This window comes from Pseudomonas agarici (assembly GCF_001543125.1).
Lineage (GTDB): Bacteria > Pseudomonadota > Gammaproteobacteria > Pseudomonadales > Pseudomonadaceae > Aquipseudomonas > Aquipseudomonas agarici.
This window is the reverse complement of sequence record NZ_CP014135.1, coordinates 3,880,842-3,906,066: the sequence shown is the minus strand read 5'-3', so window position 1 is coordinate 3,906,066 and position 25,225 is coordinate 3,880,842. Positions and strand designations below refer to the sequence as shown.

25 protein-coding genes, 1 tRNA gene and 3 pseudogenes are annotated in these 25,225 nt (G+C 57.2%); 7 read left to right on the top strand and 22 right to left on the bottom strand.

What is annotated here, in order from left to right:
• Position 1 precedes the first annotated feature (1 nt).
• From AWM79_RS17185 to trmJ, 14 genes are all read right to left on the bottom strand, one after another.
• Positions 2–1,012 (bottom strand): RodZ domain-containing protein, encoded by a 1,011-nt coding sequence (locus tag AWM79_RS17185; RefSeq protein WP_060783360.1) that lies wholly within the window; start codon positions 1,010–1,012, stop codon positions 2–4.
• Positions 1,012–1,770: a type IV pilus biogenesis/stability protein PilW gene (gene pilW, locus AWM79_RS17180; protein WP_017131696.1), complete on the bottom strand. Its 759-nt coding sequence runs from the start codon at positions 1,768–1,770 to the stop codon at positions 1,012–1,014. The genes AWM79_RS17185 and pilW overlap by 1 nt, the downstream gene beginning before the upstream one ends.
• Before the next feature lie 18 nt (positions 1,771–1,788).
• Positions 1,789–2,931: a dual-specificity RNA methyltransferase RlmN gene (gene rlmN / locus AWM79_RS17175; protein ID WP_060783359.1), complete on the bottom strand. Its 1,143-nt coding sequence runs from the start codon at positions 2,929–2,931 to the stop codon at positions 1,789–1,791.
• Positions 2,932–2,959: 28 nt separating this feature from the next.
• On the bottom strand, positions 2,960–3,385 hold the full coding sequence (ndk, locus tag AWM79_RS17170; protein ID WP_017131694.1) for a nucleoside-diphosphate kinase: 426 nt from the start codon (positions 3,383–3,385) through the stop codon (positions 2,960–2,962).
• A 92-nt stretch (positions 3,386–3,477) separates the two neighbouring features.
• The gene (iscX, locus tag AWM79_RS17165) at positions 3,478–3,678 is read right to left on the bottom strand and encodes a Fe-S cluster assembly protein IscX (protein WP_017131693.1); all 201 of its coding nucleotides are present in this window, start codon (positions 3,676–3,678) and stop codon (positions 3,478–3,480) included.
• A 14-nt stretch (positions 3,679–3,692) separates the two neighbouring features.
• Positions 3,693–4,076 carry an ISC system 2Fe-2S type ferredoxin gene (gene fdx, locus AWM79_RS17160; RefSeq protein ID WP_017131692.1) on the bottom strand — a complete coding sequence of 128 codons (384 nt, stop codon included), beginning with the start codon at positions 4,074–4,076 and terminating at the stop codon, positions 3,693–3,695.
• 2 nt (positions 4,077–4,078) lie between these two features.
• Positions 4,079–5,941 (bottom strand): Fe-S protein assembly chaperone HscA, encoded by a 1,863-nt coding sequence (gene hscA, locus AWM79_RS17155; RefSeq protein ID WP_017131691.1) that lies wholly within the window; start codon positions 5,939–5,941, stop codon positions 4,079–4,081.
• Between the two features lie 51 nt (positions 5,942–5,992).
• On the bottom strand, positions 5,993–6,514 hold the full coding sequence (hscB, locus tag AWM79_RS17150; RefSeq protein WP_017131690.1) for a co-chaperone HscB: 522 nt from the start codon (positions 6,512–6,514) through the stop codon (positions 5,993–5,995).
• A gap of 8 nt (positions 6,515–6,522) precedes the next feature.
• Positions 6,523–6,846, bottom strand: coding sequence for an iron-sulfur cluster assembly protein IscA (iscA, locus tag AWM79_RS17145; protein ID WP_017131689.1), 324 nt, complete (start codon positions 6,844–6,846; stop codon positions 6,523–6,525).
• A 37-nt stretch (positions 6,847–6,883) separates the two neighbouring features.
• Positions 6,884–7,270 carry a Fe-S cluster assembly scaffold IscU gene (gene iscU, locus AWM79_RS17140; protein ID WP_003248539.1) on the bottom strand — a complete coding sequence of 129 codons (387 nt, stop codon included), beginning with the start codon at positions 7,268–7,270 and terminating at the stop codon, positions 6,884–6,886.
• A 102-nt stretch (positions 7,271–7,372) separates the two neighbouring features.
• Complete coding sequence (locus AWM79_RS17135; protein WP_026013141.1) at positions 7,373–8,587, bottom strand: IscS subfamily cysteine desulfurase; 1,215 nt, start codon at positions 8,585–8,587, stop codon at positions 7,373–7,375.
• A 49-nt stretch (positions 8,588–8,636) separates the two neighbouring features.
• Complete coding sequence (gene iscR / locus AWM79_RS17130) at positions 8,637–9,128, bottom strand: Fe-S cluster assembly transcriptional regulator IscR (protein WP_026013140.1); 492 nt, start codon at positions 9,126–9,128, stop codon at positions 8,637–8,639.
• A gap of 252 nt (positions 9,129–9,380) precedes the next feature.
• Positions 9,381–10,163, bottom strand: a complete 783-nt coding sequence (gene cysE, locus AWM79_RS17125) for a serine O-acetyltransferase (RefSeq protein WP_026013139.1) — start codon at positions 10,161–10,163, stop codon at positions 9,381–9,383.
• Positions 10,164–10,165: 2 nt separating this feature from the next.
• On the bottom strand, positions 10,166–10,936 hold the full coding sequence (trmJ, locus tag AWM79_RS17120; protein ID WP_060783358.1) for a tRNA (cytosine(32)/uridine(32)-2'-O)-methyltransferase TrmJ: 771 nt from the start codon (positions 10,934–10,936) through the stop codon (positions 10,166–10,168).
• 145 nt (positions 10,937–11,081) lie between these two features.
• Here trmJ and suhB point away from each other — a divergent pair, with 145 nt between their 5' ends.
• Positions 11,082–11,897: a type III secretion system regulator SuhB gene (suhB, locus tag AWM79_RS17115; RefSeq protein ID WP_017131684.1), complete on the top strand. Its 816-nt coding sequence runs from the start codon at positions 11,082–11,084 to the stop codon at positions 11,895–11,897.
• 85 nt (positions 11,898–11,982) lie between these two features.
• Here the strand turns inward: suhB and AWM79_RS17110 are convergent, their stop codons facing one another.
• The 6 genes from AWM79_RS17110 to queA all read right to left on the bottom strand — a co-directional run bounded on the left by AWM79_RS17110 (position 11,983) and on the right by queA (position 18,222).
• Complete coding sequence (locus tag AWM79_RS17110; RefSeq protein WP_017131683.1) at positions 11,983–12,531, bottom strand: glycine zipper 2TM domain-containing protein; 549 nt, start codon at positions 12,529–12,531, stop codon at positions 11,983–11,985.
• A 120-nt stretch (positions 12,532–12,651) separates the two neighbouring features.
• Positions 12,652–13,566, bottom strand: coding sequence for a protein translocase subunit SecF (secF, locus tag AWM79_RS17105; RefSeq protein ID WP_017131682.1), 915 nt, complete (start codon positions 13,564–13,566; stop codon positions 12,652–12,654).
• Between the two features lie 9 nt (positions 13,567–13,575).
• Complete coding sequence (gene secD, locus AWM79_RS17100) at positions 13,576–15,444, bottom strand: protein translocase subunit SecD (RefSeq protein WP_017131681.1); 1,869 nt, start codon at positions 15,442–15,444, stop codon at positions 13,576–13,578.
• A 62-nt stretch (positions 15,445–15,506) separates the two neighbouring features.
• Positions 15,507–15,845 (bottom strand): preprotein translocase subunit YajC, encoded by a 339-nt coding sequence (yajC, locus tag AWM79_RS17095; protein WP_017131680.1) that lies wholly within the window; start codon positions 15,843–15,845, stop codon positions 15,507–15,509.
• A gap of 182 nt (positions 15,846–16,027) precedes the next feature.
• A complete protein-coding gene (gene tgt, locus AWM79_RS17090; protein ID WP_167375466.1) occupies positions 16,028–17,143 on the bottom strand; it encodes a tRNA guanosine(34) transglycosylase Tgt in 1,116 nt (371 codons plus the stop codon).
• Positions 17,144–17,157: 14 nt separating this feature from the next.
• Positions 17,158–18,222 carry a tRNA preQ1(34) S-adenosylmethionine ribosyltransferase-isomerase QueA gene (gene queA / locus AWM79_RS17085; RefSeq protein ID WP_060783357.1) on the bottom strand — a complete coding sequence of 355 codons (1,065 nt, stop codon included), beginning with the start codon at positions 18,220–18,222 and terminating at the stop codon, positions 17,158–17,160.
• Positions 18,223–18,330: 108 nt separating this feature from the next.
• Here queA and AWM79_RS17080 point away from each other — a divergent pair.
• The 5 genes and pseudogenes from AWM79_RS17080 to AWM79_RS17065 all read left to right on the top strand — a co-directional run bounded on the left by AWM79_RS17080 (position 18,331) and on the right by AWM79_RS17065 (position 20,982).
• A tRNA-Leu gene (locus AWM79_RS17080) sits at positions 18,331–18,415 on the top strand.
• A gap of 262 nt (positions 18,416–18,677) precedes the next feature.
• Positions 18,678–18,911 (top strand): annotated as a pseudogene (locus tag AWM79_RS17075) (transposase); the annotation flags it as partial.
• Between the two features lie 164 nt (positions 18,912–19,075).
• A pseudogene (locus AWM79_RS25675) lies at positions 19,076–19,265 on the top strand (hypothetical protein); the annotation flags it as partial.
• A gap of 253 nt (positions 19,266–19,518) precedes the next feature.
• Positions 19,519–20,007, top strand: a pseudogene (locus AWM79_RS17070) (Hcp family type VI secretion system effector).
• 9 nt (positions 20,008–20,016) lie between these two features.
• Entirely contained in the window at positions 20,017–20,982 is a 966-nt protein-coding gene (locus AWM79_RS17065) for a hypothetical protein (RefSeq protein WP_060783356.1), read from the top strand.
• A 417-nt stretch (positions 20,983–21,399) separates the two neighbouring features.
• Here the strand turns inward: AWM79_RS17065 and AWM79_RS17055 are convergent, their stop codons facing one another.
• Complete coding sequence (locus tag AWM79_RS17055) at positions 21,400–21,963, bottom strand: ankyrin repeat domain-containing protein (protein ID WP_244159570.1); 564 nt, start codon at positions 21,961–21,963, stop codon at positions 21,400–21,402.
• Between the two features lie 138 nt (positions 21,964–22,101).
• A complete protein-coding gene (locus AWM79_RS17050) occupies positions 22,102–23,628 on the bottom strand; it encodes a catalase (RefSeq protein ID WP_017132733.1) in 1,527 nt (508 codons plus the stop codon).
• 761 nt (positions 23,629–24,389) lie between these two features.
• On the opposite strand from AWM79_RS17050, the gene AWM79_RS17045 reads away from it, so the two are divergent.
• Positions 24,390–24,719 carry a hypothetical protein gene (locus tag AWM79_RS17045; protein WP_017132732.1) on the top strand — a complete coding sequence of 110 codons (330 nt, stop codon included), beginning with the start codon at positions 24,390–24,392 and terminating at the stop codon, positions 24,717–24,719.
• Positions 24,720–25,225: the final 506 nt, after the last annotated feature.

Here is a 25,225-nt window from a genome sequence, read left to right as displayed (position 1 = left end):
CTTATTGACCTAGCTTCAGGCGAGCGGTCTCGCCACTGGTGAACGGCGTGACATCAACCGCCTGACCGTTGTACGTGATCTGTGCGCCCTTGGCATAGCCCAGACGCACCATAAATGGCGGCTTGCCACTGGTTTCAAGGGTATCGCCCTTGCGCTTGAGACCGCTGAACAGAACCTTGCCGGCCCCGTCGGTGACCTGGGTCCAGCAATCGGCGACGAAAGTCACATGGATTTGTCCGGCGCCCGCTACCGGTGCGACGGCCGGTGCACCATCGACCGGCGCGTTCGGCGATACCGGTGACACCGGACTGGGTGCAGGCTGTGGCGGTACCACCAAGGACTGCGCGCCATGCGGCACTGGCACTACGGAGGGGGTAGCCGGGGCTGGCGGAGCGGTCGAGGCAGGAGCTTCGGCCTGGGTTTCGCTCGACGGCTCAGCCGGAGTCGCTTCAGTTTCGGGCAGGTTTTCACTGTCGGGCTGATTTTGCGCGACAGCCTGGTCTTCCGGCTCGTCGATCGGATGAATCTGGGTGGTACCGTCGGCGCTTTCGACTTCGACGTGCTCCATGCTGATCGTCGCCTGATCCTTGGAACGCAGGTTAGCCTGGTCCTGCCACCAGACAAAACCGCCACCGATCACCGCAATCAGCAGCAACAGGCTGACAATTCGCAGAATAGTATGGGAAACCCGCACCGGTTCTTCGATCCGACCGAGTGCGTGGACATTGCTGCCACGGGAATCGGTCCCGGTACATTGGTCGAACTGCTGCACCAGCACGGTCTGGTCCATCCCCAACAGCTTGGCGTAGGCACGGATATAACCGCGGGCAAAGGTATGCCCCGGCAGCTTGTCGAAGGCGCCGGCCTCCAGGTTACTCAACGACGTCGTGGTCAGATTGAGCTTCAGGGCCACCTCGGCCAACGTCCAACCGTTGCTTTCGCGAACCTGACGCAGGGTCTCACCGGGGTTTACGCGAGTCGCTGCTACAACTTCTGGATGCGCCGCTTTCATCATTGCTCCGACAGGTATTGCTGATATTCCGGCGTACCGGGATAGAGTCGTTTTAATTGCAGGCCGTAACTGGCGACCTTGTCGCGATCCTGGTAAATCTTCGCCAGTCGAATACCGAGCAACAGACTACGTGCATTTTGCTCGCTCAGTAGGCTAAAGCGATCGTAATAATCGCGTGCGGGCACATAATGCCTGTCTTCGTAAGACAACTCAGCCATTTCCAGCAAGGCGCGTGGTTGTTGTCGGTTCAGGCGCAGGGATTTTTCCAGATTCTGCCGTGCGTCGTCGCGATTGCCGAGGGCCAGGGCGGTCAGGCCAAGGTTCTCGTAGACCCGCGAACGCTCGGGATACAGGCTATCGGCTGCCGCCTGCTCGAAACGCTCGTAGGCCTGCTTGTACTGTTTGCGCTCGTACAGGAAGCCACCGTAGTTGTTGAGGATCCGCGCATCCCCCGGACGAGAGGACAGCGCCTTGCGAAAATGCTGGTCCGCCAGGTCCCATTCCATCTCGGCCTGGAATACCAGCGCCAGGGCCGCGTTGGCGTCGGGATCGGAGCTGTTCAACTCCAGGGCCTTTTTGAGCGGGACCTTGGCCTGCTCGGTCTGACCTTGCTGCAGATAACCGATGCCCAACTGCACATAGGCCATACGCGCTTCATCACGCCCCTTGCTGGTGCTCATCGGGTCGACATTGCCCGAAGAAACGCAACCGGCCAGCAGGCCGGCAAAAAGTGCAAGGAGCGCGGTGCGCACGGTCATGGAGGTCCTCTCTCAGGTTCAGTTCGCGGCGCTTTTTGGCAAATCGGTATCGGCGCTCAGTTCACGCACCGCGATATAACGCTGGCTGCGGCGGGTGCGATCCAGCACCTGCCCGACCAACTGCCCGCAGGCAGCGTCAATGTCTTCGCCGCGAGTGGTGCGCACCGTGACGTTGTAACCAGCCTGGTGCAACAGATCCTGGAAACGCCGGATCGCATTATTGCTCGGGCGCTCATAGCCTGAATGCGGGAACGCGTTGAACGGGATCAGGTTGATCTTGCACGGCGTATCCTTGAGCAGCTCGATCATCTCAAGCGCATGCTCGACCTGATCATTGACATCCTTGAGCAGGGTGTATTCAACGGTCAGGACGCGCTTCTCGCCAAGGGTCGCCATATAGCGACGGCACGATTCGAGCAACATCTTAAGCGGATACTTCTTGTTGATCGGCACCAATTGGTTACGCAATGCGTCATTCGGTGCGTGCAGCGACAACGCCAGGGACACGTCGATATGCTCGGCCAGCACGTCGATCATCGGCACCACGCCGGAAGTCGACAAAGTCACCCGACGCTTGGAGATGCCGTAGCCCAGGTCGTCCATCATCAGGCGCATGGCGGCAATGACATTGTCGAAGTTGAGCAACGGCTCGCCCATGCCCATCATCACCACATTGGTAATGGCGCGGTCGATGGTGGCCGGGACGCTGCCGAAGGATTTGTTGGCAATCCACACCTGGCCGATCACTTCGGCGGCGGTGAGGTTGCTGTTGAAACCTTGCTTGCCAGTGGAGCAGAAACTGCAATCCAGGGCACAGCCTGCCTGGGACGAAACGCACAAGGTGCCACGCTTGCCCTGGGGAATGTAGACGGTCTCGACACAGCTGCCGGACGCCACGCGCACCACCCATTTACGGGTGCCATCGGCGGAAATGTCCTCGCTGACGATTTCAGGACCGCGAACCTCAGCAACAGCCTTGAGCTTTTCGCGCAAGGCCTTGCTGACGTTCGTCATGGCATCGAAATCATCGACGCCAAAGTGGTGAATCCACTTCATGACCTGACCGGCACGGAAACGCTTTTCCCCGATTGAGTCGAAGAATTGTTCCATTTCCGGTTGAGTCAAACCCAACAGGTTGGTTTTGCCGATCGATGTCGTCATGGTTTCATCCTCACTCCAAAGCCTTCGCTTAGCGAGTGGTTACTTCGGTAGCCGCGAAGAAGTACGAGATTTCGCGAGCAGCAGCGGCTTCGGAGTCCGAACCGTGTACAGCGTTGGCATCGATGGATTCGGCGAAATCGGCACGGATGGTGCCGGCGGCGGCTTCTTTAGGGTTGGTGGCGCCCATCAGTTCACGGTTCAGAGCGATAGCGTTTTCGCCTTCCAGAACCTGGACAACCACAGGGCCGGAGATCATGAAAGCCACCAGATCGCCGAAGAAACCGCGAGCGCTGTGCTCAGCGTAGAAGCCTTCGGCCTCGGCCTTGGACAATTGCTTGAGTTTCGACGCGACAACGCGCAGGCCGGCTTTTTCGAAACGGGTAGTAATCTCGCCGATAACGTTTTTTGCAACAGCGTCAGGCTTGATGATGGAGAAAGTGCGTTGAACAGCCATGGTGTAACTCCAGAAACGATAATTTGCGAAAAATTAAACCCGCGAATTATACGCGGGTTCTCGGGTATTGCCTAACTGCGTAGGGTGCAAACTCAGCCCGCTTCATCGATCCAGGCGAGCTGAATAGCTTCGAGAACCTTTTCGCCACCGCGCTTAGGATCGTCATCAAACCCCGGCAACGTGACGACCCAATTGTGAAGATCGACGAAGTTCACGTAACGCGGGTCCACCTCAGGCCTGCGTTCCGCCAGCTCGATGGCGATGTCCGACACATTAGTCCACTTGAGACTCATCACAACTCCCCGAGTCAGTGCGGCGCCTCGGCCGCAAGGTTGAGCGTATACTTAGGAAACTCTATCGTCAGATCTTCCTCCCCGACGACTATCTGGCAGGACAAGCGTGATTGCGCCTCCAGCCCCCAAGCCTTGTCCAGTAAATCTTCTTCCAGTTCGTCGGCCTCGTTCAGCGAATCGAAGCCCTCGCGAACAACACAGTGGCAGGTGGTACACGCGCAGACACCACCGCAGGCACTCTCGATTTCGATTTCGCCATCGTGACCATGCCCATACTCAAGCCGCTGCTCGTTGTTATACTTCTTTACCAATTCGAAAATGGAAGTACCCGGTTCAGCGTCCAAAACCGCCCCTTCCGGACAGAACTTCTCATGGGGAAGAAAAATCACCTGCGGCATTGTTATTCCTCAATCTCATTCAGGTTGCGCCCCGCCAGGGCAGCTTTCACCGTTGAATCCAGGCGGCGGGCGGCAAAGGCATCGGTCACTTGCGACAGGCGCTTGGTTTGTTGCTCGATGGCATAACCGTCGGTGCCTTTCATCAACTCACCCAATTCTCGCATCTGCAGCTCGATGACCCTGCGCTCTTCGTCATCAAGCAGGCGTTTGCCATCTGCCTCAAGGGCGCCCTGCACCGCTTCGATCAAGCGCTGGGCATCGACCTGTTGCTCGCGCAGCACGCGGGCAACCTTATCGTCGCCGGCATATTGGAAGGAATCCTTGAGCATCCGGGCCACTTCACCATCGGTCAGGCCATACGATGGCTTGACCTGGACGCCCGCCTCGACACCCGAACCCAGCTCGCGGGCCGTGACATTGAGCAGGCCGTCGGCATCGACCTGGAAGGTCACGCGGATCTTCGCCGCACCGGCAACCATCGCCGGAATACCTCGCAGTTCGAAGCGAGCCAGGGAACGGCAGTCGCTGATCAGCTCACGTTCGCCTTGCAGCACGTGAATCGCCATGGCCGACTGACCGTCCTTGTAGGTGGTGAAATCCTGGGCACGGGCCACGGGAATAGTGGTGTTGCGCGGGATCACCTTCTCCATCAACCCGCCCATGGTCTCCAAGCCCAGGGACAGCGGAATCACATCGAGCAGCAACAACTCGTCACCGTCGCGCTTGTTGCCAGCCAGTGTATCGGCCTGGATCGCGGCGCCGATGGCCACTACTTGATCCGGGTCGATTTCGGTCAGCGGCTGGCGACCGAACATCTCGGCCACGGCCTCGCGCACTCGGGGTACGCGGGTCGAACCGCCCACCATGACCACCGCACGCACTTCTTCAAGCTCGACATTCGAATCACGCACGGCACGCCGGCACGCCTTGAGACTGCGGGCGACCATCGGTTCGATCAGCGCGTCAAACGCTTCACGAGTCAGTTGCCCGTGCCACACGCCATAGCTCACCTGGACCGAGGCAATGTCGGTGAGGGCTTCTTTCGCCGCACAGGCTGCCTGTAGCAAGCTGCGCTGAGCACCCGGATCGAGATCGGCGGACAAACCAGCCTGCTCGATGATCCAGCCGGCAATCGCGTGATCGAAGTCATCACCGCCCAGGGCGCTGTCGCCGCCGGTAGCCAAGACCTCGAAGACCCCGCCGGTCAGGCGCAGGATAGAAATATCGAAAGTGCCCCCACCCAGGTCGTAGATCGCGACCAGGCCTTCGGCATGCTGGTCCAGGCCATAAGCCACGGCGGCGGCGGTGGGCTCGTTGAGCAGGCGCAGCACGTTCAGGCCAGCCAGCCGGGCCGCATCCTTGGTCGCCTGGCGTTGAGCATCGTCGAAATAGGCCGGCACGGTGATCACCGCCCCTACCAGTTCACCACCCAGGGTCGCCTCGGCGCGGCGGCGCAACACCTTGAGGATATCGGCGGAAACTTCGACCGGGCTTTTGGGACCTTGGACAGTGTCGATGAACGGCATGTGCGACTCACCGCCGACAAAGCGGTAAGGCAGTTGCTCGCCCAATTGCTTGACGTCCTCCAGGCCACGACCCATCAGGCGCTTCACGGACAACACGGTATTGAACGGATCACTGGTGGCGGCAAGCTTGGCTGACTGGCCGACTTCGATGCGGTCGGCGTGATAGCGCACCGCAGACGGCAGGATCACCTGCCCGTCGGCGTCGGCCAGCGGCTCGCAAAGACCACTGCGCAATGCAGCGACCAGCGAATTGGTAGTACCCAAGTCAATCCCGACCGCCAGGCGACGCTGGTGCGGTTGGGGACTTTGGCCGGGTTCGGCGATCTGCAGTAGGGCCATCGTTATCTGGACTTATCTGAATATCAGGCGTGCCACCGCAGCGGCACTGGGTTAATCGTCGAGGCGCTCTTCTAACTGGCGCACTTCGTAGGTGAGCTTGTCGAGGAACTGCATGCGCCGCATCAGGCGTTCGGCCTGCTCACGTTGCGCGGCATCGTTCCAGCAGGCTGCGAAGCTGTCGTTCAATTGATTCTGCGCGGCCTTCAGGCGCTGCTTGAACACGACGATGCCCGGCAGGTCGGCATCGTCCTGCAGCTCCTCAAGCTCCTCGCGCCATTGCATCTGCTGCATCAGGAAGTCGGGGTCATGCACCGTGACTTCCAGCGGCAACTCACGACCGCCCATGGCGAGCAGGTAACGCGCGCGCTTGGCCGGACTCTTGAGCGTCTGGTAGGCCTCGTTGAGGCTCGCGGATTGCTCCAGGGCCCGCCGCTGCTCACGCTCGGAAGCGTCGGCAAAGCGATCCGGATGAACAGCGCGCGCCAACTCTCGGTAACGCACGGCCAACTGCTCGAGATCCAGCGTAAAGCTCGGCTGCAGCTCGAATAAAGCGTAATGACAAGGAGTACCCACACATAGCCTCAGATGTTGAAGCTTTCGCCGCAGCCACACTCACCGCGCACGTTGGGGTTGTTGAATTTGAAGCCTTCGTTCAACCCTTCCTTGACGAAATCCAGTTCGGTGCCATCCAGGTACGTGAGGCTTTTGGGGTCGATGATCACTTTCTCGCCGTGACTCTCGAACACCTGATCCTCGGAAACCACCTCGTCGACGAACTCCAGCACATAGGCAAGGCCGGAACAGCCCGTGGTGCGAACACCCAGACGAATCCCTTCACCCTTGCCGCGCCCGTCAAGGGAGCGTCGCACGTGCCGAGCAGCCGCTTCTGTCATGCTGATAGCCATCGTTGACTCCTTACTTTTCGCTTGAACGCCGGATCCTTCAGATCAGGCCTTTCTTCTGCTTGTAGTCGCGAACGGCAGCCTTGATGGCGTCTTCGGCGAGTACCGAGCAGTGGATTTTCACCGGCGGCAGAGCCAGCTCTTCAGCCAACTGAGTGTTCTTGATGGTCTCTGCTTCATCCAGAGTCTTGCCTTTCATCCACTCGGTCGCCAGGGAGCTGGAGGCGATGGCCGAACCGCAACCGTAGGTCTTGAACTTGGCATCTTCGATAACGCCCTGCTCGTTGACTTTGATCTGCAGGCGCATCACGTCGCCGCACGCCGGCGCGCCGACCATGCCGGTACCGACATCCGGGTCCTCGGCATTCATCTTGCCGACGTTGCGCGGGTTTTCGTAGTGGTCGATGACCTTTTCGCTGTAAGCCATGATACTTAATCCTCTCTCATCAGGGCCGCTCTTGAGACCCTGTAGTTGCGCTTGCGTCAGTCGCCGCGTCACTACAGGAGCTGTACCCGGCGGCTTCTATGGTTAGTGTGCCGCCCACTCGATCTTCGAGATATCGACGCCGTCTTTGAACATGTCCCACAGCGGCGACAGAGCGCGCAGCTTGGTCACGGCCTCGCAGACTTTCTGCGCGGCGTAATCGATTTCTTCCTCGGTGGTGAAACGGCCGAAGGTGAAGCGGATCGAGCTGTGTGCCAGTTCGTCGTTGCGGCCCAAGGCGCGCAACACATAGGAAGGCTCCAGCGAGGCGGAGGTACAGGCCGAACCGGAGGAAACCGCCAGATCCTTGAGCGCCATGATCAGCGACTCGCCTTCGACGTAGTTGAAGCTCAGGTTCAGGTTGTGCGGTACACGGGCGGTCACGCTGCCGTTGACGTACAGTTCTTCCAGGTGCTCGACCTGCTTGTAGAAACGGTCGCTCAGAGCCTTGATTCGCACGTTCTCGGTGGCCATGTCTTCTTTGGCCACACGGAAGGCTTCGCCCATGCCGACGATCTGGTGGGTCGCCAGGGTGCCGGAGCGCATGCCACGCTCATGGCCGCCGCCGTGCATGGTCGCTTCGAGGCGCACACGCGGCTTGCGGCTCACATACAGCGCACCGATACCTTTGGGGCCGTAGGTTTTGTGGGCCGAGAAGGACATCAGGTCGACCTTCAGCTTCTGCAAATCGATCTCGACCTTGCCAGTCGATTGGGCGGCATCTACGTGGAACAGCACACCGCGCGAACGGGTCAGCTCACCGATGGCGGCAATATCGTTGACGGTACCGATCTCGTTGTTCACGTGCATGATCGACACCAGGATGGTGTCGTCGCGCAAGACAGCTTCGACCATGGCCGGCGTAATCAGACCATCTTCACCGGGCTCGATGTAAGTGACCTCGAAACCCTCACGCTCCAATTGGCGCGTGGTGTCGAGAACCGCCTTGTGCTCGATCTTGCTGGTGATCAGGTGCTTGCCCTTGGTGTGGTAGAAATGCGCGACACCCTTGATCGCCAGGTTGTCGGACTCGGTGGCACCTGAGGTCCAGACGATTTCACGGGGGTCGGCATTGACCAGATCAGCGACCTGGCGACGTGCGTTCTCGACGGACTCCTCGGCTTTCCAGCCAAACACGTGGGAACGTGAAGCCGGGTTGCCGAAATTTCCGTCAACCAATAGACACTCACTCATTTTCTGCGCGACACGCGGATCAACCGGTGTAGTTGCAGAGTAATCAAGGTAAATCGGCAATTTCATCAACTATCTCCTAATCAGGCTGGCTGGCGCACCGCGGGCTCTTTGGCTGTCATTCGACGGCGGACGCTTCGATCTTATCCAGGCGTGGCGCCTTGCCATTACAGCGGCGCTGATCCTGACGCTGGGCGACTTCTTGTACCTCACGGCGAGTCACAAGGTCCGCCAAGCTGATACCACTGAGAAATTCGTGGATCTGCAGGCTGAGGTCGCACCACAAGTGATGGGTCAAGCAGGTGTCGCCGGAGTGGCAATCACCGAGCCCCTGGCACTTGGTGGCGTCAACCGATTCATTCACTGCGTCGATCACCTGAGCAACCTGGATCCCCTGCATGTCACGCGACAGCTGGTAGCCGCCGCCCGGACCACGGACACTGGAGACCAGGTTGCTGCGACGCAACTTGGCGAAAAGCTGTTCGAGGTAGGACAGGGAGATGCCTTGGCGCTCGGAGATATCGGCCAGGGACACCGGCCCGTGCTGCGCGTGCAACGCCAGATCGAGCATGGCGGTCACGGCATATCGGCCTTTTGTAGTCAGTCGCATGGACAATTACCACGGAGTTACGGGATAGGTACGAGTATGCAATTCCCGAGTATTTAAGTCAACTATAAGACCCAGTACTTTAGTCAGGTTTACCCGTAAAAGAGCGCGCGCATTATAGCAAAGTCCCCAGCGCAATGGCACTGATGCTAGCTCGGTGCGACTACTGACTCAGTGGCGCCCTTTCGGACGCCTGCGCCAGCGAGCCCATGGGAGCCGGTTCGCCAACGACGCGGCTGGCAAACCCAACGAGGATCAACCTGTCTTGGCCTCACCCTCATTCTCATCTTTCACTTCGACAAAACCCTCACAGTGCAACTCCGGCAAGTCCTTGGCGCGGTAGTTGCTGCCCAGATCCTTCAGCGCACCGCACATGTCTTCCAGACGTCCGTCGACCGCCTGCAAATGATCGAGCATCTGGCCGATGGCCCGCGCCACTGGGTCCGGCATATCCTCACCGACACCATAAGCATCGAAGCCCAGCTTCTCGGCCATCGCTTTGCGCTTGGCCTGCTGCTGATCGTCGGATTTCATGATAATCCGTCCTGGGATACCCACCACCGTCGCCCCCGGCGGAACCGCCTTGGTCACTACCGCATTGGAGCCAACCTTGGCTCCAGCGCCGACAGCAAACGGCCCCAGCACCTTGGCCCCGGCACCGATGACCACGCCGTCCTCCAGGGTCGGATGACGCTTGCCCTTGTTCCAGCTGGTCCCTCCCAGGGTGACGCCTTGATAAATGGTCACGTCGTTGCCGATCTCGGCGGTTTCGCCAATCACGATGCCCATGCCATGGTCGATAAAGAAGCGTCGCCCGACCTTGGCGCCTGGGTGAATCTCGATGCCGGTCAACCAGCGGCCAAAGTTCGACACCACCCGCGCCAGCCACTTCCAGCCCATCCCCCACAGCCAATGACTGAGGCGATGCAGCCAGATGGCGTGCATGCCGGGGTAGCAGGTCAGTACCTCAAAAGCATTGCGCGCCGCCGGGTCACGATGGAATACGCTCTGGATATCTTCACGCAAACGCTCGAACATCATTAATCCTTCCGTTTAAGAAGCTCGCCACGGGCCGCTTTCTGGGTTTCCGTGAGAATGCCACGCAATATATTCATTTCCGCTCGACTAACCGAGCTGCGTCCGTAAAGGCGGCGCAGGCGCGCCATCAGGTGCCGGGGCTTTTGCGGATCGAGAAACTCGATGGCCGTCAGCGTTTGTTCCAGATGCTCATAGAATCGCTCCAACTCATCCATGGTCGCCAGCTCACCACTGCGGGTGGACGCCACTTCATCCTTCTCGATCTTGTGCGGTTGGCCTTCGGCCGCCAACCACGCCATGCGCACCTCATAACTCAACACCTGCACCGCCGCCGCAAGGTTCAGCGAGCTGAATTCGGGATCCGATGGGATATGCACGTGGTAATGACAGCGCTGCAACTCGTCGTTTGTCAGGCCGCTGTCTTCACGACCGAACACCAGGGCGATCTGCGCATCGTGTGCCGCCGCCTCGACCACCTTCACACCGCACTCGCGAGGATCGAGCAACGGCCACGGAATCCGCCGATCCCGCGCACTGGTACCGAACACCAGTTTGCAGCCGCTCAGCGCATCCTCCAAGGTGGCGACGACCTGGGCGTTTGCAAGGATATCGGTGGCGCCGGCGGCACGTGCGTCAGCCTCATCGGACGGAAAGGTACGTGGTTCAACCAACACCAGGCGCGACAACCCCATGTTCTTCATGGCTCGCGCAGCCCCGCCGATATTGCCCGGATGACTGGTATTGACCAAGACGACACGAATATTTTGCAACACGAAGAGGCGCTCTCGGACAGGGCAAAGGGGAGCAAATCTTACAGAAGCGCTCAGGTTTACGCCACGAAGCTGAATGTCGTCCTTCACCGATAATACTTTTCTGTTAGAATATTCGGCTTTCTTTAACACTCTAGGTGAAACGTCCATGCAGCCCATGCTGAATATCGCGCTGCGCGCCGCCCGCAGCGCCAGTGAATTGATTTTCCGCTCCATCGAGCGCCTGGATACCATCAAGGTCGACGAAAAAGACGCCAAGGACTACGTGTCCGAGGTAGATCGCGCCGCCGAACAGAAAATCATCGATGCGCTACGCAAAGCGTATCCGACCCACGCCATTCGCGGCGAAGAAACCGGCTTCCATGCCGGCAGCGGTGAAGGCGAAGATTACCTGTGGATCATAGACCCACTTGATGGCACCACCAACTTCCTGCGCGGCATCCCCCACTTCGCGGTCAGTATCGCCTGCAAGTATCGCGGCCGCCTTGAGCACGCCGTGGTTCTGGACCCGGTTCGCCAGGAAGAATTCACCGCCAGCCGTGGCCGTGGCGCCCAACTGAACGGTCGTCGCCTGCGCGTCAGCGGTCGCACCAGCCTCGACGGCGCCCTGCTGGGTACCGGTTTCCCGTTCCGTAATGACCAGATGGACAATATCGACAACTACCTGGGCATGTTCCGCGCCCTGGTCGGCCAGACCGCCGGTATTCGCCGCGCAGGCGCTGCAAGCCTCGACCTGGCCTATGTGGCTGCCGGTCGTTTCGACGCTTTCTGGGAATCTGGCCTATCCGAATGGGACATGGCGGCGGGCGCCCTGCTGATTCAGGAAGCAGGTGGCTTGGTGAGCGATTTCACCGGCAGTCACGACTTCCTTGAGAAAGGCCATATCGTCGCCGGCAACACCAAGTGCTTCAAGGCCGTGCTGACCGCGATCCAGCCGCACTTGCCGGCCTCGCTGAAGCGCTAAGCGCCAGAGAATGAAAAAGCACCCCGAGGGGTGCTTTTTTTGTACCTGTGATTCGTCAACCGACCCCACAGGGGACAATCAACATTTACTGGCCGGGCTGGTTCTGGCTGAGAATCAGGCGACCTTCCTTGTCGACTGGAATCTGGTTGCCAGGATCGCGATCCATGCGCACCTTGCCCTCCTTGCCGTCGAGCTGGTAGCGCACGTCATAACCGACGACCTTGTCGCTGATATCATTGACCGTGTTGCAGCGGGTCTGGGTTGTGGTGTAAGTGTCACGCTCCTGCATGCCCTCCTGCACCTTGTTACCGGCATAACCGCCACCCACCGCGCCAACCACAGTGGCCAGGGTCTTGCCCTTGCCGCCACCGACCAGACTGCCCAGCAGGCCACCGCCCACTGCGCCCAACGCCGTACCCGCCAGGCGATGCTCGTCCTGGACCGGTTTCTGCCGGGTCACGGCCACATCCTTACACACCTCACGCGGCGTCTTGATCTGCGTTTTCACAGGCTCGACCGCCAACACCTGTGCATACTCGGGGCCGCTTTTCACCATGCTGTAGGTCGCAACAGCACCTCCGGCAGTGACACCGACAGCACCTAATACCGCACCCACCAGCAACGATTTGTTCACGTGAACCTCCAGACCATCTCAAGCGGAAAATATCCGCACTCTCCTAGCCTTGGAGCATAAAAAAAGGCGCGAGTTCAATACTCGCGCCTTTCAAGGCGACAGCCGGAAGGGAAACCAGCGTCAAGGACGGTCGTCGATTTCCTTCTGGGTGTTGGCCGCAGGAATCAGGTCCTCGCTACTCAGGTTCAGCCAGATCAACACCACGTTGGCGATATAGATCGATGAGTAGGTACCGGCCATCACACCGACGAACAGTGCAATGGAGAAGCCGAACAGGTTGTCGCCACCAAAGAACAGCAAGGCCGCAATCGCCAGCAACGTGGAGATCGACGTCGCCACGGTGCGCAGCAAAGTCTGGGTGGTCGAGATGTTGATGTTCTCGATCAGGCTGGCCTTGCGCAGGACCCGGAAGTTCTCGCGAACCCGGTCGAATACCACGATGGTGTCGTTGAGCGAGTAACCGATGATCGCCAACACCGCCGCCAGCACCGTCAGGTCGAAGGTAATCTGAAACAGCGACAGGATCCCCACGGTCACGACCACGTCGTGGATCAACGACACGATGGCGCCGACCGCGAACTTCCACTGAAAGCGAAAGGCCAGGTAGATCAGCACGCCGCCCAGCGCCATCAGCATGCCGAGACCGCCCTGGTCGCGCAGCTCCTCACCCACCTGCGGGCCGACGAATTCGACACGCTTGACCTGTGCCGGGTTGTCGCCACCGGTCTTCTGCAACGCCTCGGCGACCTGGTGACCCAGTTGCGGGTCTTCACCCGGCATCCGCACCAGCAGGTCGGTGGTTGCACCGAAGCTTTGCACAATCGCATCGTGATAACCGGCCTCGGCCAGTTGCGAGCGCACCTTCATCACATCGGCCGGACGCTCATAGGTCAGCTCGATCAGCGTACCGCCGGTGAAATCCAGACCGTAGTTCAAGCCCTTATGGAACCAGCTGAACAACGCCAGAACGGTAAGGAGCACAGTGACGCCGAACGCAACGTTGCGAACGCCCATGAAGTTGATAGTACGTAACATGGCAGCCCCTTAAATCCACAACTTCTTGAAGTCACGACCGCCGAAGATCAGGTTGACCATCGCACGAGTCACCATGATGGCCGTGAACATCGAGGTAAAGATCCCGAGGGACATGGTCACCGCAAAGCCCTTGACCGGACCGGTACCCATGGAGAACAGGATGCCGCCCACCAGCAACGTCGTCAGGTTGGCGTCGACAATTGCCGTATAGGCGCGATTGAAGCCCTCGTTGATCGCTCGCTGAACCGTCATGCCTGCGGCGATCTCTTCACGGATCCGCGAGAAGATCAGTACGTTGGCGTCGACCGCCATCCCCATGGTCAAGACGATACCGGCAATACCCGGCAGAGTCAGGGTCGCCCCCAACAGCGACATCAATGCCAACAGCGCGACCATATTGAAGGCCAGCGCCACGGTGGCGATGATACCGAAGAAGCGATAGATGGCGATGATGAACAGAGAAACGAACAGCATCCCCCACAGCGACGCGTCGATACCCTTGGTGATGTTGTCGGCACCCAGGCTCGGGCCGATGGTACGTTCTTCAGCGAAGTACATCGGCGCAGCCAGACCACCGGCACGCAGCAGCAGAGCCAGTTCCGACGATTCACCCTGACCGTTCAGGCCGGTGATACGGAACTGCGCGCCCAACGGCGACTGGATAGTCGCCAGGCTGATGATTTTCTTGTCTTCCTTGAAGGTCTGCACCGGCACATCTTTCTCGACACCGTCGACCATCTGCTTGGTGTAGGTGGTGACCGGACGCTGCTCAATGAAGATCACCGCCATCTGGCGACCGACGTTACTGCGCGTGGCACGGCTCATCAGTTCGCCGCCGTGGCCATCCAGGTGGATGTTCACTTCCGGGCTACCGTGCTCGCCGAAACCGGCCTTGGCATCGGTCACCTGGTCGCCGGTGATAATCAGGCCACGCTCGATCAGCGCGGGAGGGCGATTGCCTTCACGGAACTCGAACTCTTCGGAAGTCGCCTTCGACGCTCCCGGCTCGGCGGCCAGGCGGAACTCGAGGTTGGCGGTCTTGCCCAGAATTCGCTTGGCTTCAGCGGTGTCCTGCACACCCGGCAGCTCGACCACGATGCGATTGGCACCCTGGCGCTGAACCAGTGGCTCGGCCACACCCAGTTCGTTGACGCGGTTACGGACCGTGGTCAAGTTCTGCTTGATGGAATATTCACGGATTTCCGCCAGCTTGACTGGGGTCATCGCCAGACGCAGCACCGCCTGACCGTTCAGATCAGCCGGAACAATGTCGAAATCGTTGAAGTTCTTGCGAATCAGGGCACGAGCCTGCTCGCGGGAATCATTGTCAGCGAAGCCCAGTTGAATGGCGCCGTTGAGCTGCGGCAGGCTACGATAACGTACACGCTCTTTGCGCAACAGGCTCTTGACGTCGCCCTCGTAGACTTTCAGGCGGGCATCGAGGGCCTTGTCCATGTCCACTTCCAGCAAGAAGTGCACACCACCGGACAAATCCAGACCCAGCTTCATCGGGTGCGCGCCAAGGTTGCGCAGCCATTGCGGGGTGGTTTGTGCCAGGTTGAGGGCCACTACGTAGTCGTCACCGAGGGCTTTACGCACCACGTCCTTGGCCGGCAGTTGGTCTTCCTGCTTGGTCAAGCGCAGCAGGCCGTCCTTGCCGTTGGCAGCCAGGGTCGCCCCCTTGACAGCGAAACCGGCTTCGGTGAGCGCTTTGCTCGCTCGATCCAGATCGGCCTGATTGACCCGCAACGCCGTGCTGGCGCCACTGACCTGGATTGCCGGATCGTCAGGGTAGAGATTGGGAGCGGAATAAATAAAACCGATCGCCAGCACCGCCAGGATCAGTACGTATTTCCACAGAGGGTATTTGTTCAGCATCACGCCGCCCGCTTATGACGCGAGGCGCCTTGCGCGCCCCGTCGATTGTTAAATATTGAAACTTAGATCGCTTTCAGCGTGCCTTTAGGCAGAGTGGCCGCGATGGCACCCTTTTGGAACTTCATTTCAACGGTGTCGGAAACTTCCAGTACGACGAAATCGTCGGTCACTTTGAGGATCTTGCCGGCAATACCACCGGTAGTCACCACCTCGTCGCCCTTGGCCAGGTTGCCCAGCAGGTTCTTCTGCTCCTTGGCGCGCTTGGCCTGCGGACGCCAGATCATCAGATAGAAAATGACCAGGAAGCCGACCAGAAAAATCCATTCGAAACCACCGCCCATCGGACCGGCAGCAGCAGGTGCGGCGCCATCCGCGAACGCGTTAGAGATAAAAAGGCTCATATAGCACTCCAGTTGCAAAATTATTCCGGGATCTGAGCAAAACCCGCCGTGCGACGATCATGCTGGGTTAAAAACAGGCTCGCAATGCGGTTTGACACCAGTCAATCGCGCCTCTTTGCCTGTTTTTGCCTTGCCTGATCATCGCTCGGCAAGTTTTTGCTCGGACCCTGCGGTCTGAAAACTCAGTCCAAAGGCGGCACGCAAAGCCCGCGTTTGGCGTAGAAGGCATCGATAAAGGCGGCCAATGTACCCTGTTGAATAGCCTCGCGCAAACCAGCCATAAGCCGTTGGTAATGGCGCAAGTTGTGAAGGGTATTCAACATACTCCCCAGCATTTCGCCGCACTTGTCCAGATGATGCAGATAAGCGCGGGAGAAGTTCTGGCAGGTGTAGCAATCGCAGGTCGGATCCAGCGGCGAATCATCATGGCGATGGAACGCGTTACGGATCTTCAGCACGCCGGTATCGACGAACAGATGCCCATTGCGGGCATTGCGGGTCGGCATCACGCAATCGAACATGTCCACCCCGCGGCGCACACCCTCTACGAGATCCTCAGGCTTGCCAACACCCATAAGGTAACGAGGTTTGTCAGCAGGCATCTGACCCGGCAGGTAATCGAGCACCTTGATCATTTCATGCTTGGGCTCGCCCACCGACAGACCACCGATGGCCAGGCCATCGAAGCCGATCTTGTCGAGACCTTCGAGCGAGCGCATACGCAGGTTCTGATGCATGCCGCCCTGGACAATACCGAACAGCGCCGCGCTGTTGTCGCCATGGGCATTCTTCGAACGCTGGGCCCAACGCAGCGACAACTCCATGGAGGTCCGGGCGACGTCTTCATCGGCGGGGTACGGCGTACACTCGTCGAAAATCATCACAATGTCCGAGCCGAGGTCGCGCTGGACCTGCATCGACTCTTCCGGCCCCATGAACACCTTGGCACCGTCGACCGGCGAGGCGAAGGTGACCCCCTCCTCCTTGATTTTGCGCATGGCGCCCAGACTGAACACCTGGAAACCGCCGGAATCGGTGAGGATCGGGCCGTTCCACTGCATGAAATCATGCAGGTCGCCATGAGCCTTAATCACTTCGGTGCCTGGGCGCAACCACAGGTGGAAGGTATTGCCCAGAATGATCTCGGCGCCGGTAGCGACAATATCCCGTGGCAGCATGCCCTTGACCGTGCCGTAGGTGCCCACCGGCATGAAGGCCGGGGTCTCGACGGTGCCGCGCGGGAAGGTCAGGCGACCGCGACGGGCCTTGCCATCGGTGGCGAGCAACTCGAACGACATACGACTGGTACGACTCATGCTTGATCCTCGGAGGCCGATTTTTGGGGTCCGGTCGGCGCGGGGTTTCGGGTGATGAACATCGCATCACCGTAACTGAAAAAGCGGTAACCGTTCGCCACAGCGGCCTGGTAGGCGGCCATGGTCTCGGGATAACCGGCGAAGGCCGAAACCAGCATCAGCAGCGTGGATTCGGGCAGATGGAAATTGGTCACCAGTGCATCGACCACATGGAAGGGTCGGCCAGGATAGATAAAGATATCGGTATCGCCGCTGAACGGCTTGAGCACGCCATCGCGGGCGGCGCTTTCCAGCGAGCGCACACTGGTGGTGCCAACGGCGACCACCCGCCCACCGCGCGCGCGACAGGCGGCGACGGCATCCACCACCGCCTGGCTGACTTCCAGCCATTCGTGGTGCATGTGGTGGTCTTCGATACGCTCCACGCGCACCGGCTGGAAGGTCCCGGCACCGACATGCAGGGTAACGAACGCGGTCTCGACACCCTTGGCGGCGATGGCGTCCAGCAGCGGTTGATCGAAATGCAGGCCGGCGGTGGGCGCGGCCACGGCCCCCAGGCGCTCGGCGTAGACCGTCTGATAACGCTCGCGGTCCGCGCCCTCGTCGGGACGGTCTATATAAGGAGGCAACGGCATATGGCCGACCCGCTCCAGCAAAGGCAGTACGTGCTCTGTGAAACCCAGCTCGAACAGCGTGTCGTGACGGGCCAGCATCTCGGCCTCGCCACCGCCTTCGATCAGGATCTTCGAACCGGGCTTTGGCGACTTGCTGGAGCGCACGTGGGCCAATACGCGGTGACTGTCGAGCACCCGTTCCACGAGAATCTCCAGCTTGCCGCCGGAGGCTTTCTGGCCGAACAGACGGGCTGGAATGACCCGGGTATTGTTGAACACCATCAGATCGCCTGGGCGCAAATGCTCAAGCAAATCAGTGAATTGACGGTGTGCCAGCGCGCCGCTGGGCCCATCCAGGGTCAGCAGGCGGCTATTGCGACGCTCGGCCAGTGGATGGCGAGCGATCAGGGAATCGGGGAGCTCGAAAGTAAAGTCAGCGACACGCATGATGGGGTTCGTCTAGCAGGGCCGGAAAGTTTAGCGGAATTCAGCAAAATTGACCATGAAAGGCGATTGACCAACGGTAATCACGTCTCTATACTTCGCCGCCATTGAGCCCTGATGGCGGAATTGGTAGACGCGGCGGATTCAAAATCCGTTTTCGAAAGGAGTGGGAGTTCGAGTCTCCCTCGGGGCACCATACAAATCCTTGTAAATCAAGGACTTAGAGAAGGGGTAGAAAGAAATTTCTACCCCTTTTTCTATCCAAAAAATCTACCCCTTTTTACTTTTTTATCCTCTCTTACCCCCTCGCTCAGGCGTGCAACGGTTCGCCATTTCGGTACCGCTTGCACCTCCCGAGCCCCCAAAAAATACCAAACGCCAACCATCACTAAAGTGCCATTTCCGGCTGGATTTAGTCGCTTTGGTGCATCTGCATCAACGAAAATAGAAAAGCCACGCAATTATTGGGCATGCGCGTGGGGCCGTTGGAAGCGGATCCATTCTGGACGGAGTTCTTGCGCAACCTGATGCGCCGTGGGCTGCGGGGTGTGAAGCTGGTCATTTCGGATGCCCATGAAGGCCTGAAGGCGGCGATCTCCAAAGTCCTCAACGCTAGTTGGCAGCGTTGCCGCGTTCATTTCATGCGCAACGCCATGGCCCATGTCGGCAAAGGCCAGCGCACGAGGGTGGCCGGATCACCGTGGAATCAGTGGCCGGATGGCCGTGGAATCCGCAGGTGGGGGGGGGGGAAGTAAAAACGAGATGATCAGGTTCTGAGGATTTGACTAAGTCGCGAGAGACCTCCCCACCAGCACTTGCCAGAGAATATGGAAGATTTGATAGAAAACGCATATGAATCAAGCTCGAGTGTAAGCACCGCAAGGAGTCCGTCATGGTCGGCTACAGCGAGCCAAAAGACGCTAGAACATCGTTTGGAGCACTGCTGCTGAGATTGGCGAGCTTCGATATGCGGGAAAAGTGGGTACGGGGTTCAATGACAGCACGCCTTGACAATCCATACCCAGCTTCAGCCCCTGGAGAATAAGGGGGTGGATATGAATAAATACACGGCGCAGGATAAACCTGCGGCAGTACGGACCAGTGCTCCGGTAAACCGGAGCGCCTAGGGAGCCAGTGCCCAATATCGCCGATATCGCCGATATCCTTCGCCGAAACCCGCTATAATCTCCCATTGCTCATTGAACGAAAATAGACACCGACCTACGGAACCCAAAAAGAAAAACGTTGTCCGTAATATCAGAATTTACCTTGCTTACTACTTACCAAGGATAGGTAAACATGGCTTTTGATGGTTATATTCAGATCGCAGAAATTCCCGGCGAAGCTTTGGACGAGAAGTTCAGCAAATGGATCGAAATCACTGGATACAACTTCGGCGTTAGCCAAAGCACTTCTGCAACAGCCAGCTCGGCAGGAGGCGCGTCCTCCGGTCGAACTACAATGAGCAACTTCACCTTCACAAAATATCTTGACAGCGCCAGTTGCAAGCTGATGGAGGCTAGCTGTGCAGGTCAGCACCTCAAAGAGGTGAAACTAGTGCTCTGCCGAGCAAGCTCCGAAAGACTCAAATATTATGAAGTAGTACTTGAAGAAGTCATTATGGCTGACTACTCCCAAAGTGCTAGCTCAGGCGTGCCAATCGAAATTGTGTAACTGAACTACGGTCGTATTAAAACCACATACACCTTGCAAAAACGCAGCGATGGTCTCGCGGGCGGTAACGTAATCGGTGGATGGGATCGGATCGGCAATAAGAAATATTCATGAGGCGATGGCATGTCCGAAGTTCAGTCTTTCATCAACTCCAAAACGCAAAACTTCGAAACCCTGAAGGCAAATATCGCGCTTTCCAAAAACTCGAAAGCCAAATTCAACATCCATAATGCCCATATAGCAGGAAGTGTTGTACTCGCGGGCGAGCTTGTAATTTTAGGTGATTCATCTACCCCCTCCTGCACCAGCCAAGAAGCCTACGTGATGGGTAAAGCCAGCCAAGTCCATACGGACTTGCTAAGTAACGGCGCGGAGGCGGATGATTATTTTCTGGATAACTTTGAACTATTGCAAAGCCTTCTTTCAAATGCCTCCATCGGTGTGGGTGCTATAACCGACGGATGGAACAAGCACCTGAACGCCATCAAGACCACGCTCGATGACATGGAAAAGTTACATAGAGAGCACCTCGGATCAGGTTCTATGTCAGCCCGCGACACGTTCTGTGCACAACGAACCGCCCTTTTCTTGAAACTGGATAAGCAACTATCAAACATGGCGTCTTACGGTTCGGGGTTACGTAACGAAGGTTCAATTAAAAGGCTTTTGGGAATTTCCACCTCTAGCTACATGCACACAGGTGAGATATCTGGATATGCAGATAAAGTTTCCGGAGTCGCTAGACTAGTAAAGAGAGGAGCTTATATAGGCACGGCTTTAGACGTAGCATCCACCGGTTTGTCGATCCATAAAGCTTGTACATTGGGCAGAGAACAAGAGTGCAAAAAAGCTACATATGTTGAGGGTAGCTCACTGCTGGGGAGTCTGGGTGGCGGAGCGCTAGGCGGGACGGTTGGTAGTGGTCTTGCGGGAATAATATGTGTTGGGTTAAGCATACCCACAGGCGGAGGTGCTGCATTAGCTTGTGCAGTAATCGGGGGGGCTGCCGGTGGTATGGCGGGAGGTGCGCTGGGGACTAAAGGCGGTGAGTTGATGGGTGACTATCTATACAGGCAGACAAGCCCATGACCAACGTGGATCCTGGGCTGATAGCGACGATCATTATTTTATCCATCGTGATCACAATGTGTATTTCTTTTTATGTGGCTCACGCCTATACCGAGAAATTTGAACATTGCCTTACAAACTGTCTATTTGTAGAGCAAAATAAACGGGTTTTTTCGAGCGCAGGGCTTCTGGGAAAGACTATGCGTTGCAACATGATTTATTTTTACCTCTGGATACCAAGTCTAGGAGAAAAAAGGGGCTTAGTGGATATAAATGAGATCGAACGCTTCCCTGTAAAACTTAAATACTTGCTTACGATTCCTTGGACCGCGCAGATTATTCTTTTAATAGCGCTAGCTTTGTTTATTCAATTATGCGCAAGTTAATTCCACTTATTTCCCTCCAAAAAAACATGAGGTATTTCTTTATTAGCAATCATTAGTTCCGTGCGCCGACCGCTTCCAACGCGGCGACCGCGGCGTCGTTACCTTGCATTTGCACAATCATTTTCGCGCTATTTCCCTTCTTGTCCCGATGCCCAGGATCCGCACCGAGCTGCACAAGCTGCGCAAGCATGTCGAGACGGCCAAATAAGGCTGCGAATGACAGCGCCGTTTGACCATTGTCGTTAGCTGCGTCGATCGGACATAAGTCGAGCAGGCGTCGGGCGACGTGGATTTCGCCTTTGAACAATGCGCCCATCAATGCAGTGTTGCCACTTTGGTCAGGGATGCAAGGATCGGCACCGGCAGTGAGCAACAGGTTCACCTCGTTGAGGTCGCCATGATAAGTGGCAAGCACCAATGCAGTGTATCCAGAGCCTGTGCGGGCGTTGACCGGAAAGCCGGCCTTGAGCAGCGCATCAGTGATGTCGGTACGGCCAGCACGGGCAGCGTCGAACCACTGGCGGTCATAAATATGCGGGTTGACCCGCTGCTGGCTGTCGGTCTGCAGGGCTTCTGCTGTTTTTGGCAGCCATAAATTGGGAAAGAACAGGTGCATGGCCCGATAACCTGCTACCACAAGCAGGACCATGAGCAGCGCAGCTATGTAGCGTGTTCTGCGAGTAACTATCATAAGAGCCCCTCCCTCTCAGACAACCTGTCATGCCTTGCATGACAGGTTGTCAATACACGGCACTCAGTCCTGAAGTGCCTTGGCTGCAGTTTCGACACGACTCAGGTCCGCATGCGTGGCTTTGGCCAGGCGCGTCCCATAATCCGCATCAGCCTTGTAGAAATAAGAGAGCATGGCGTATTTGTTTGCCTCGTTAGAAACGTGATTCAGATCACCGCTCAATGCCTCCACCAGAAACTCCTGCTCTTTGCTGGGGAGAGCCCGGTAATACTCACCTGCTTGCAGGAAGTTAGCGGTTTTTTTCAGGGCCAGTTGTTGCGTGACGCCGCTGACTGGAGTGCTTGCATATTTATACTGCGGGTCCTGCGCAAGCTCATTGATACCTGACGGCTCGAAGTTTATCTCGCCAGTGCGGCCGCTGCTGTTCATCGCGCCATCCTGCGAGTTGTTACTCACTTTGTTCAGCGGACGGTTAACAGAGATCTGTTGGTAGTTAGTACCAAGGCGGTACATTTGCGTATCGGCGTAGGAAAACAATCGCCCTTGCAGCATGCGGTCCTCGGAACCTTCAATTCCCGGCACCAATCGAGAAGGGGCGAAGGCCGATTCTTCGGTAGACTCGAAGTAGTTTTCCGGGACTTTATTCAGGGTCAGTGTACCGACCTTCTGCTCAGGCACCCCCGTCCAGATTTTCGTGTCATCCAGAGCGTTGAATGCGAATTTACTGAGCTCGCCCGGCGTCAAAGTCTGGATATACAGATCCCATTTTGGATAATCGCCCTTCTTGATCGCACCGTACAGGTCGTTCGTCATGAGGTTCCAGTCCTTGCCGATGGCCTCAGCAATCTGCTTGGGCTCGAAACCGTGAACGCCCTGCTGGCTCTTCCAGGCAAACTTAACGTAATGCACCTCGCCATTGGCGTTGATGAACTTAAAGGCGTGGACCGCCGAACCATTCATGTGCCGATAGGAATCGGGCATGCCCTCCAGCGAATACATGCGAGTGAGCATGTTGGTCGCCTCCGGACTATGAGCGAAGAAGTCGAATGCCAGGTTGGGGTCTTGCACCCCAGTCACCGCACTGGGTTTGTTCGCGTGTACGAAGTCGGGAAATTTGATGGCGTCACGGATAAAGAACACCGGAACGTTAATCCCGACCATGTCCCAGTTGCCTTGACTGGTGTAGAACTTGACCGCAAACCCACGTGGATCACGGGCCTGTTCCGGCGAACCGCGGTATCCCATCACCGTACTGAAACGTACAAAAACCGGAGTTTTGGTGCCCGGTTTGAATACCTCTGCCCGGGTCAAATCCTGGATATCCGTCGAGGCCTGGAAATCACCAAAAGCGCCAGTACCTCGGGCGTGCACTACGCGTTCGGGAATGCGTTCCCGGTCAAAGCGCTGCAGCTTCTCGATCAAATGACTATCTTGAAGGAGCACAGGACCATCGGCACCTGCAGTTTGCGAGTTTTGATTATCTCCCACCGGTGCACCCGAATCGCGTGAGAGGTTATCGGCGCCAAACGCGGTGGAGCTAAGGCCAGCGATCAGCACACATAATGGCAACACGGAAATTTTGCTAGGCATTGCAGGTTCCCTTTATTTTGGGTTTGGTCAAAGAGAATGACCGTTAAAAACCAGGCGAGCCATCTCGTCATATTTATGGCATCAATAGGAAACCGCTATCGGGGAATTGAGGGAACGGTGTGTCGCGTAGGCGCGCAATCTGGACACAAGGTGGAGGGATTCATCAAAGCCTTCGAAATCAAAGTAGCCAAACTACCAAATACGCATTTTGCTTTTTTGCTTTCATGGAACACCATACAGACATGATTATTTCTAAATAGCCCATTTATTAAAGAAGCCTTCATAAATTCACGATCGCAAACCGACATTTATCAGCGCCTATACTCCCCTTACTAGGCCAGCTACTCCAGCAACATGTGTAGGATCAACAAAGTGCAATGATCAATATGAAATTGAATTACCGGCAAAGAAATACCTTTAAGCTTACGTGCGGTGTTTTCTAAAAGCGTTAGTTGTTGCTCGAAAGTCATCTTGCGAAACAGGTTTCCAGTGTGCGGGCATAGCGTCAGCGCCGACACGATAAGGCTGGAGCTGGAAAGCAAGCCGCCGATAGCCTGTTCCTTACAAGCCGCCAACCTCTGCGCAGCCCTCGCCTATCCCTGTGTATCCCTTGTCGTATAATCCGCCAGCATGTCACAGATTCTATGGAGCTCTACAGTTTCCCTCGGCACCAAAACTGAAAACCTACTTGATTTTCAAGGTTTTTTCCGCGCACAAAATAGCAATCATTCACCGCACACGACGACAGAGAAGCTTGCACCATGAAATCATCACTGGAGACCACCGCCCTTTTTGCGCTCAAGCTGGCTTATGAAACCGACGGCCAGAGCCCGCTTTTGCGCGATGATCCGGTCATGAGCGACTACCAGAAGGACGTGTTTGAGTTACTGGTACGCAACCGCGATGTTGACGCTATCCAACTGAAGGTCAATGCGTGTGTAGCCGTGGCGCTGGATGCCGTGGGCGGAACGGACAAACCCCTCGGGCGCGAGTTGCAGAGGCTGGCTACGGACTTCAGCAAGGCACGAACGACCGAGGAGCTGAGTGCCCCGCTTATCGTGCTCAAGGACTATTTGAAAGACATTCAGTGATGGTTTCCCACAACTGACGAATGATCGACTCAATAGAGTGCTCCGAACGAGAGAGCAAAAGGGTAATACTTGAATCTTTGAGAACAAAAGCCTGAAACAAACGCTCATTGTGTTACCACATTAATCAACATACATCAGTGGAAGGCTATCACTGTGGTATTTCCGGAAGTCTTCGGTTACCCCCGAATATGGCAAGCGGTAAAACGTCTCAGCAAAACGAATGCTCACGTTGATGCGCTCAGTGAGACCCACAAGCCTGCGGTAAGCAGACTTGTGGAAAAACCGCCCTACTAAGGCGTTTTTTTATCTCGATTTTTTCGGCCTCCCCTCCTCGCCCATCCCCCCAGCCACATCCTTCTATACTCAACGACGGTCGCAGAAAGAACCGTGCAGGTCGCTTTGGTGTCGATGAGCCCAAGACTGCGTGGCAAGCTGCCCTTTATACCCTGAAGAGGTGCGGCAACGATCGCACCGGGCACAACAAGATGCCCGCCCGGGGTGCCTGG

What these genes read in the sequence shown, in the direction of transcription:
- AWM79_RS17185 (WP_060783360.1), bottom strand. Translation starts at nt 1,012, where the DNA reads ATGAAAGCGGCGCATCCAGAAGTTGTAGCAGCGACTCGCGTAAACCCC.
- pilW (WP_017131696.1), bottom strand. Translation starts at nt 1,770, where the DNA reads ATGACCGTGCGCACCGCGCTCCTTGCACTTTTTGCCGGCCTGCTGGCC.
- rlmN (WP_060783359.1), bottom strand. Translation starts at nt 2,931, where the DNA reads ATGACGACATCGATCGGCAAAACCAACCTGTTGGGTTTGACTCAACCG.
- ndk (WP_017131694.1), bottom strand. Translation starts at nt 3,385, where the DNA reads ATGGCTGTTCAACGCACTTTCTCCATCATCAAGCCTGACGCTGTTGCA.
- iscX (WP_017131693.1), bottom strand. Translation starts at nt 3,678, where the DNA reads ATGAGTCTCAAGTGGACTAATGTGTCGGACATCGCCATCGAGCTGGCG.
- fdx (WP_017131692.1), bottom strand. Translation starts at nt 4,076, where the DNA reads ATGCCGCAGGTGATTTTTCTTCCCCATGAGAAGTTCTGTCCGGAAGGG.
- hscA (WP_017131691.1), bottom strand. Translation starts at nt 5,941, where the DNA reads ATGGCCCTACTGCAGATCGCCGAACCCGGCCAAAGTCCCCAACCGCAC.
- iscA (WP_017131689.1), bottom strand. Translation starts at nt 6,846, where the DNA reads ATGGCTATCAGCATGACAGAAGCGGCTGCTCGGCACGTGCGACGCTCC.
- iscU (WP_003248539.1), bottom strand. Translation starts at nt 7,270, where the DNA reads ATGGCTTACAGCGAAAAGGTCATCGACCACTACGAAAACCCGCGCAAC.
- AWM79_RS17135 (WP_026013141.1), bottom strand. Translation starts at nt 8,587, where the DNA reads ATGAAATTGCCGATTTACCTTGATTACTCTGCAACTACACCGGTTGAT.
- iscR (WP_026013140.1), bottom strand. Translation starts at nt 9,128, where the DNA reads ATGCGACTGACTACAAAAGGCCGATATGCCGTGACCGCCATGCTCGAT.
- cysE (WP_026013139.1), bottom strand. Translation starts at nt 10,163, where the DNA reads ATGTTCGAGCGTTTGCGTGAAGATATCCAGAGCGTATTCCATCGTGAC.
- suhB (WP_017131684.1), top strand. Translation starts at nt 11,082, where the DNA reads ATGCAGCCCATGCTGAATATCGCGCTGCGCGCCGCCCGCAGCGCCAGT.
- secF (WP_017131682.1), bottom strand. Translation starts at nt 13,566, where the DNA reads ATGTTACGTACTATCAACTTCATGGGCGTTCGCAACGTTGCGTTCGGC.
- secD (WP_017131681.1), bottom strand. Translation starts at nt 15,444, where the DNA reads ATGCTGAACAAATACCCTCTGTGGAAATACGTACTGATCCTGGCGGTG.
- yajC (WP_017131680.1), bottom strand. Translation starts at nt 15,845, where the DNA reads ATGAGCCTTTTTATCTCTAACGCGTTCGCGGATGGCGCCGCACCTGCT.
- tgt (WP_167375466.1), bottom strand. Translation starts at nt 17,143, where the DNA reads ATGTCGTTCGAGTTGCTCGCCACCGATGGCAAGGCCCGTCGCGGTCGC.
- queA (WP_060783357.1), bottom strand. Translation starts at nt 18,222, where the DNA reads ATGCGTGTCGCTGACTTTACTTTCGAGCTCCCCGATTCCCTGATCGCT.
- AWM79_RS17065 (WP_060783356.1), top strand. Translation starts at nt 20,017, where the DNA reads ATGTCCGAAGTTCAGTCTTTCATCAACTCCAAAACGCAAAACTTCGAA.
- AWM79_RS17055 (WP_244159570.1), bottom strand. Translation starts at nt 21,963, where the DNA reads ATGCACCTGTTCTTTCCCAATTTATGGCTGCCAAAAACAGCAGAAGCC.
- AWM79_RS17050 (WP_017132733.1), bottom strand. Translation starts at nt 23,628, where the DNA reads ATGCCTAGCAAAATTTCCGTGTTGCCATTATGTGTGCTGATCGCTGGC.
- AWM79_RS17045 (WP_017132732.1), top strand. Translation starts at nt 24,390, where the DNA reads ATGAAATCATCACTGGAGACCACCGCCCTTTTTGCGCTCAAGCTGGCT.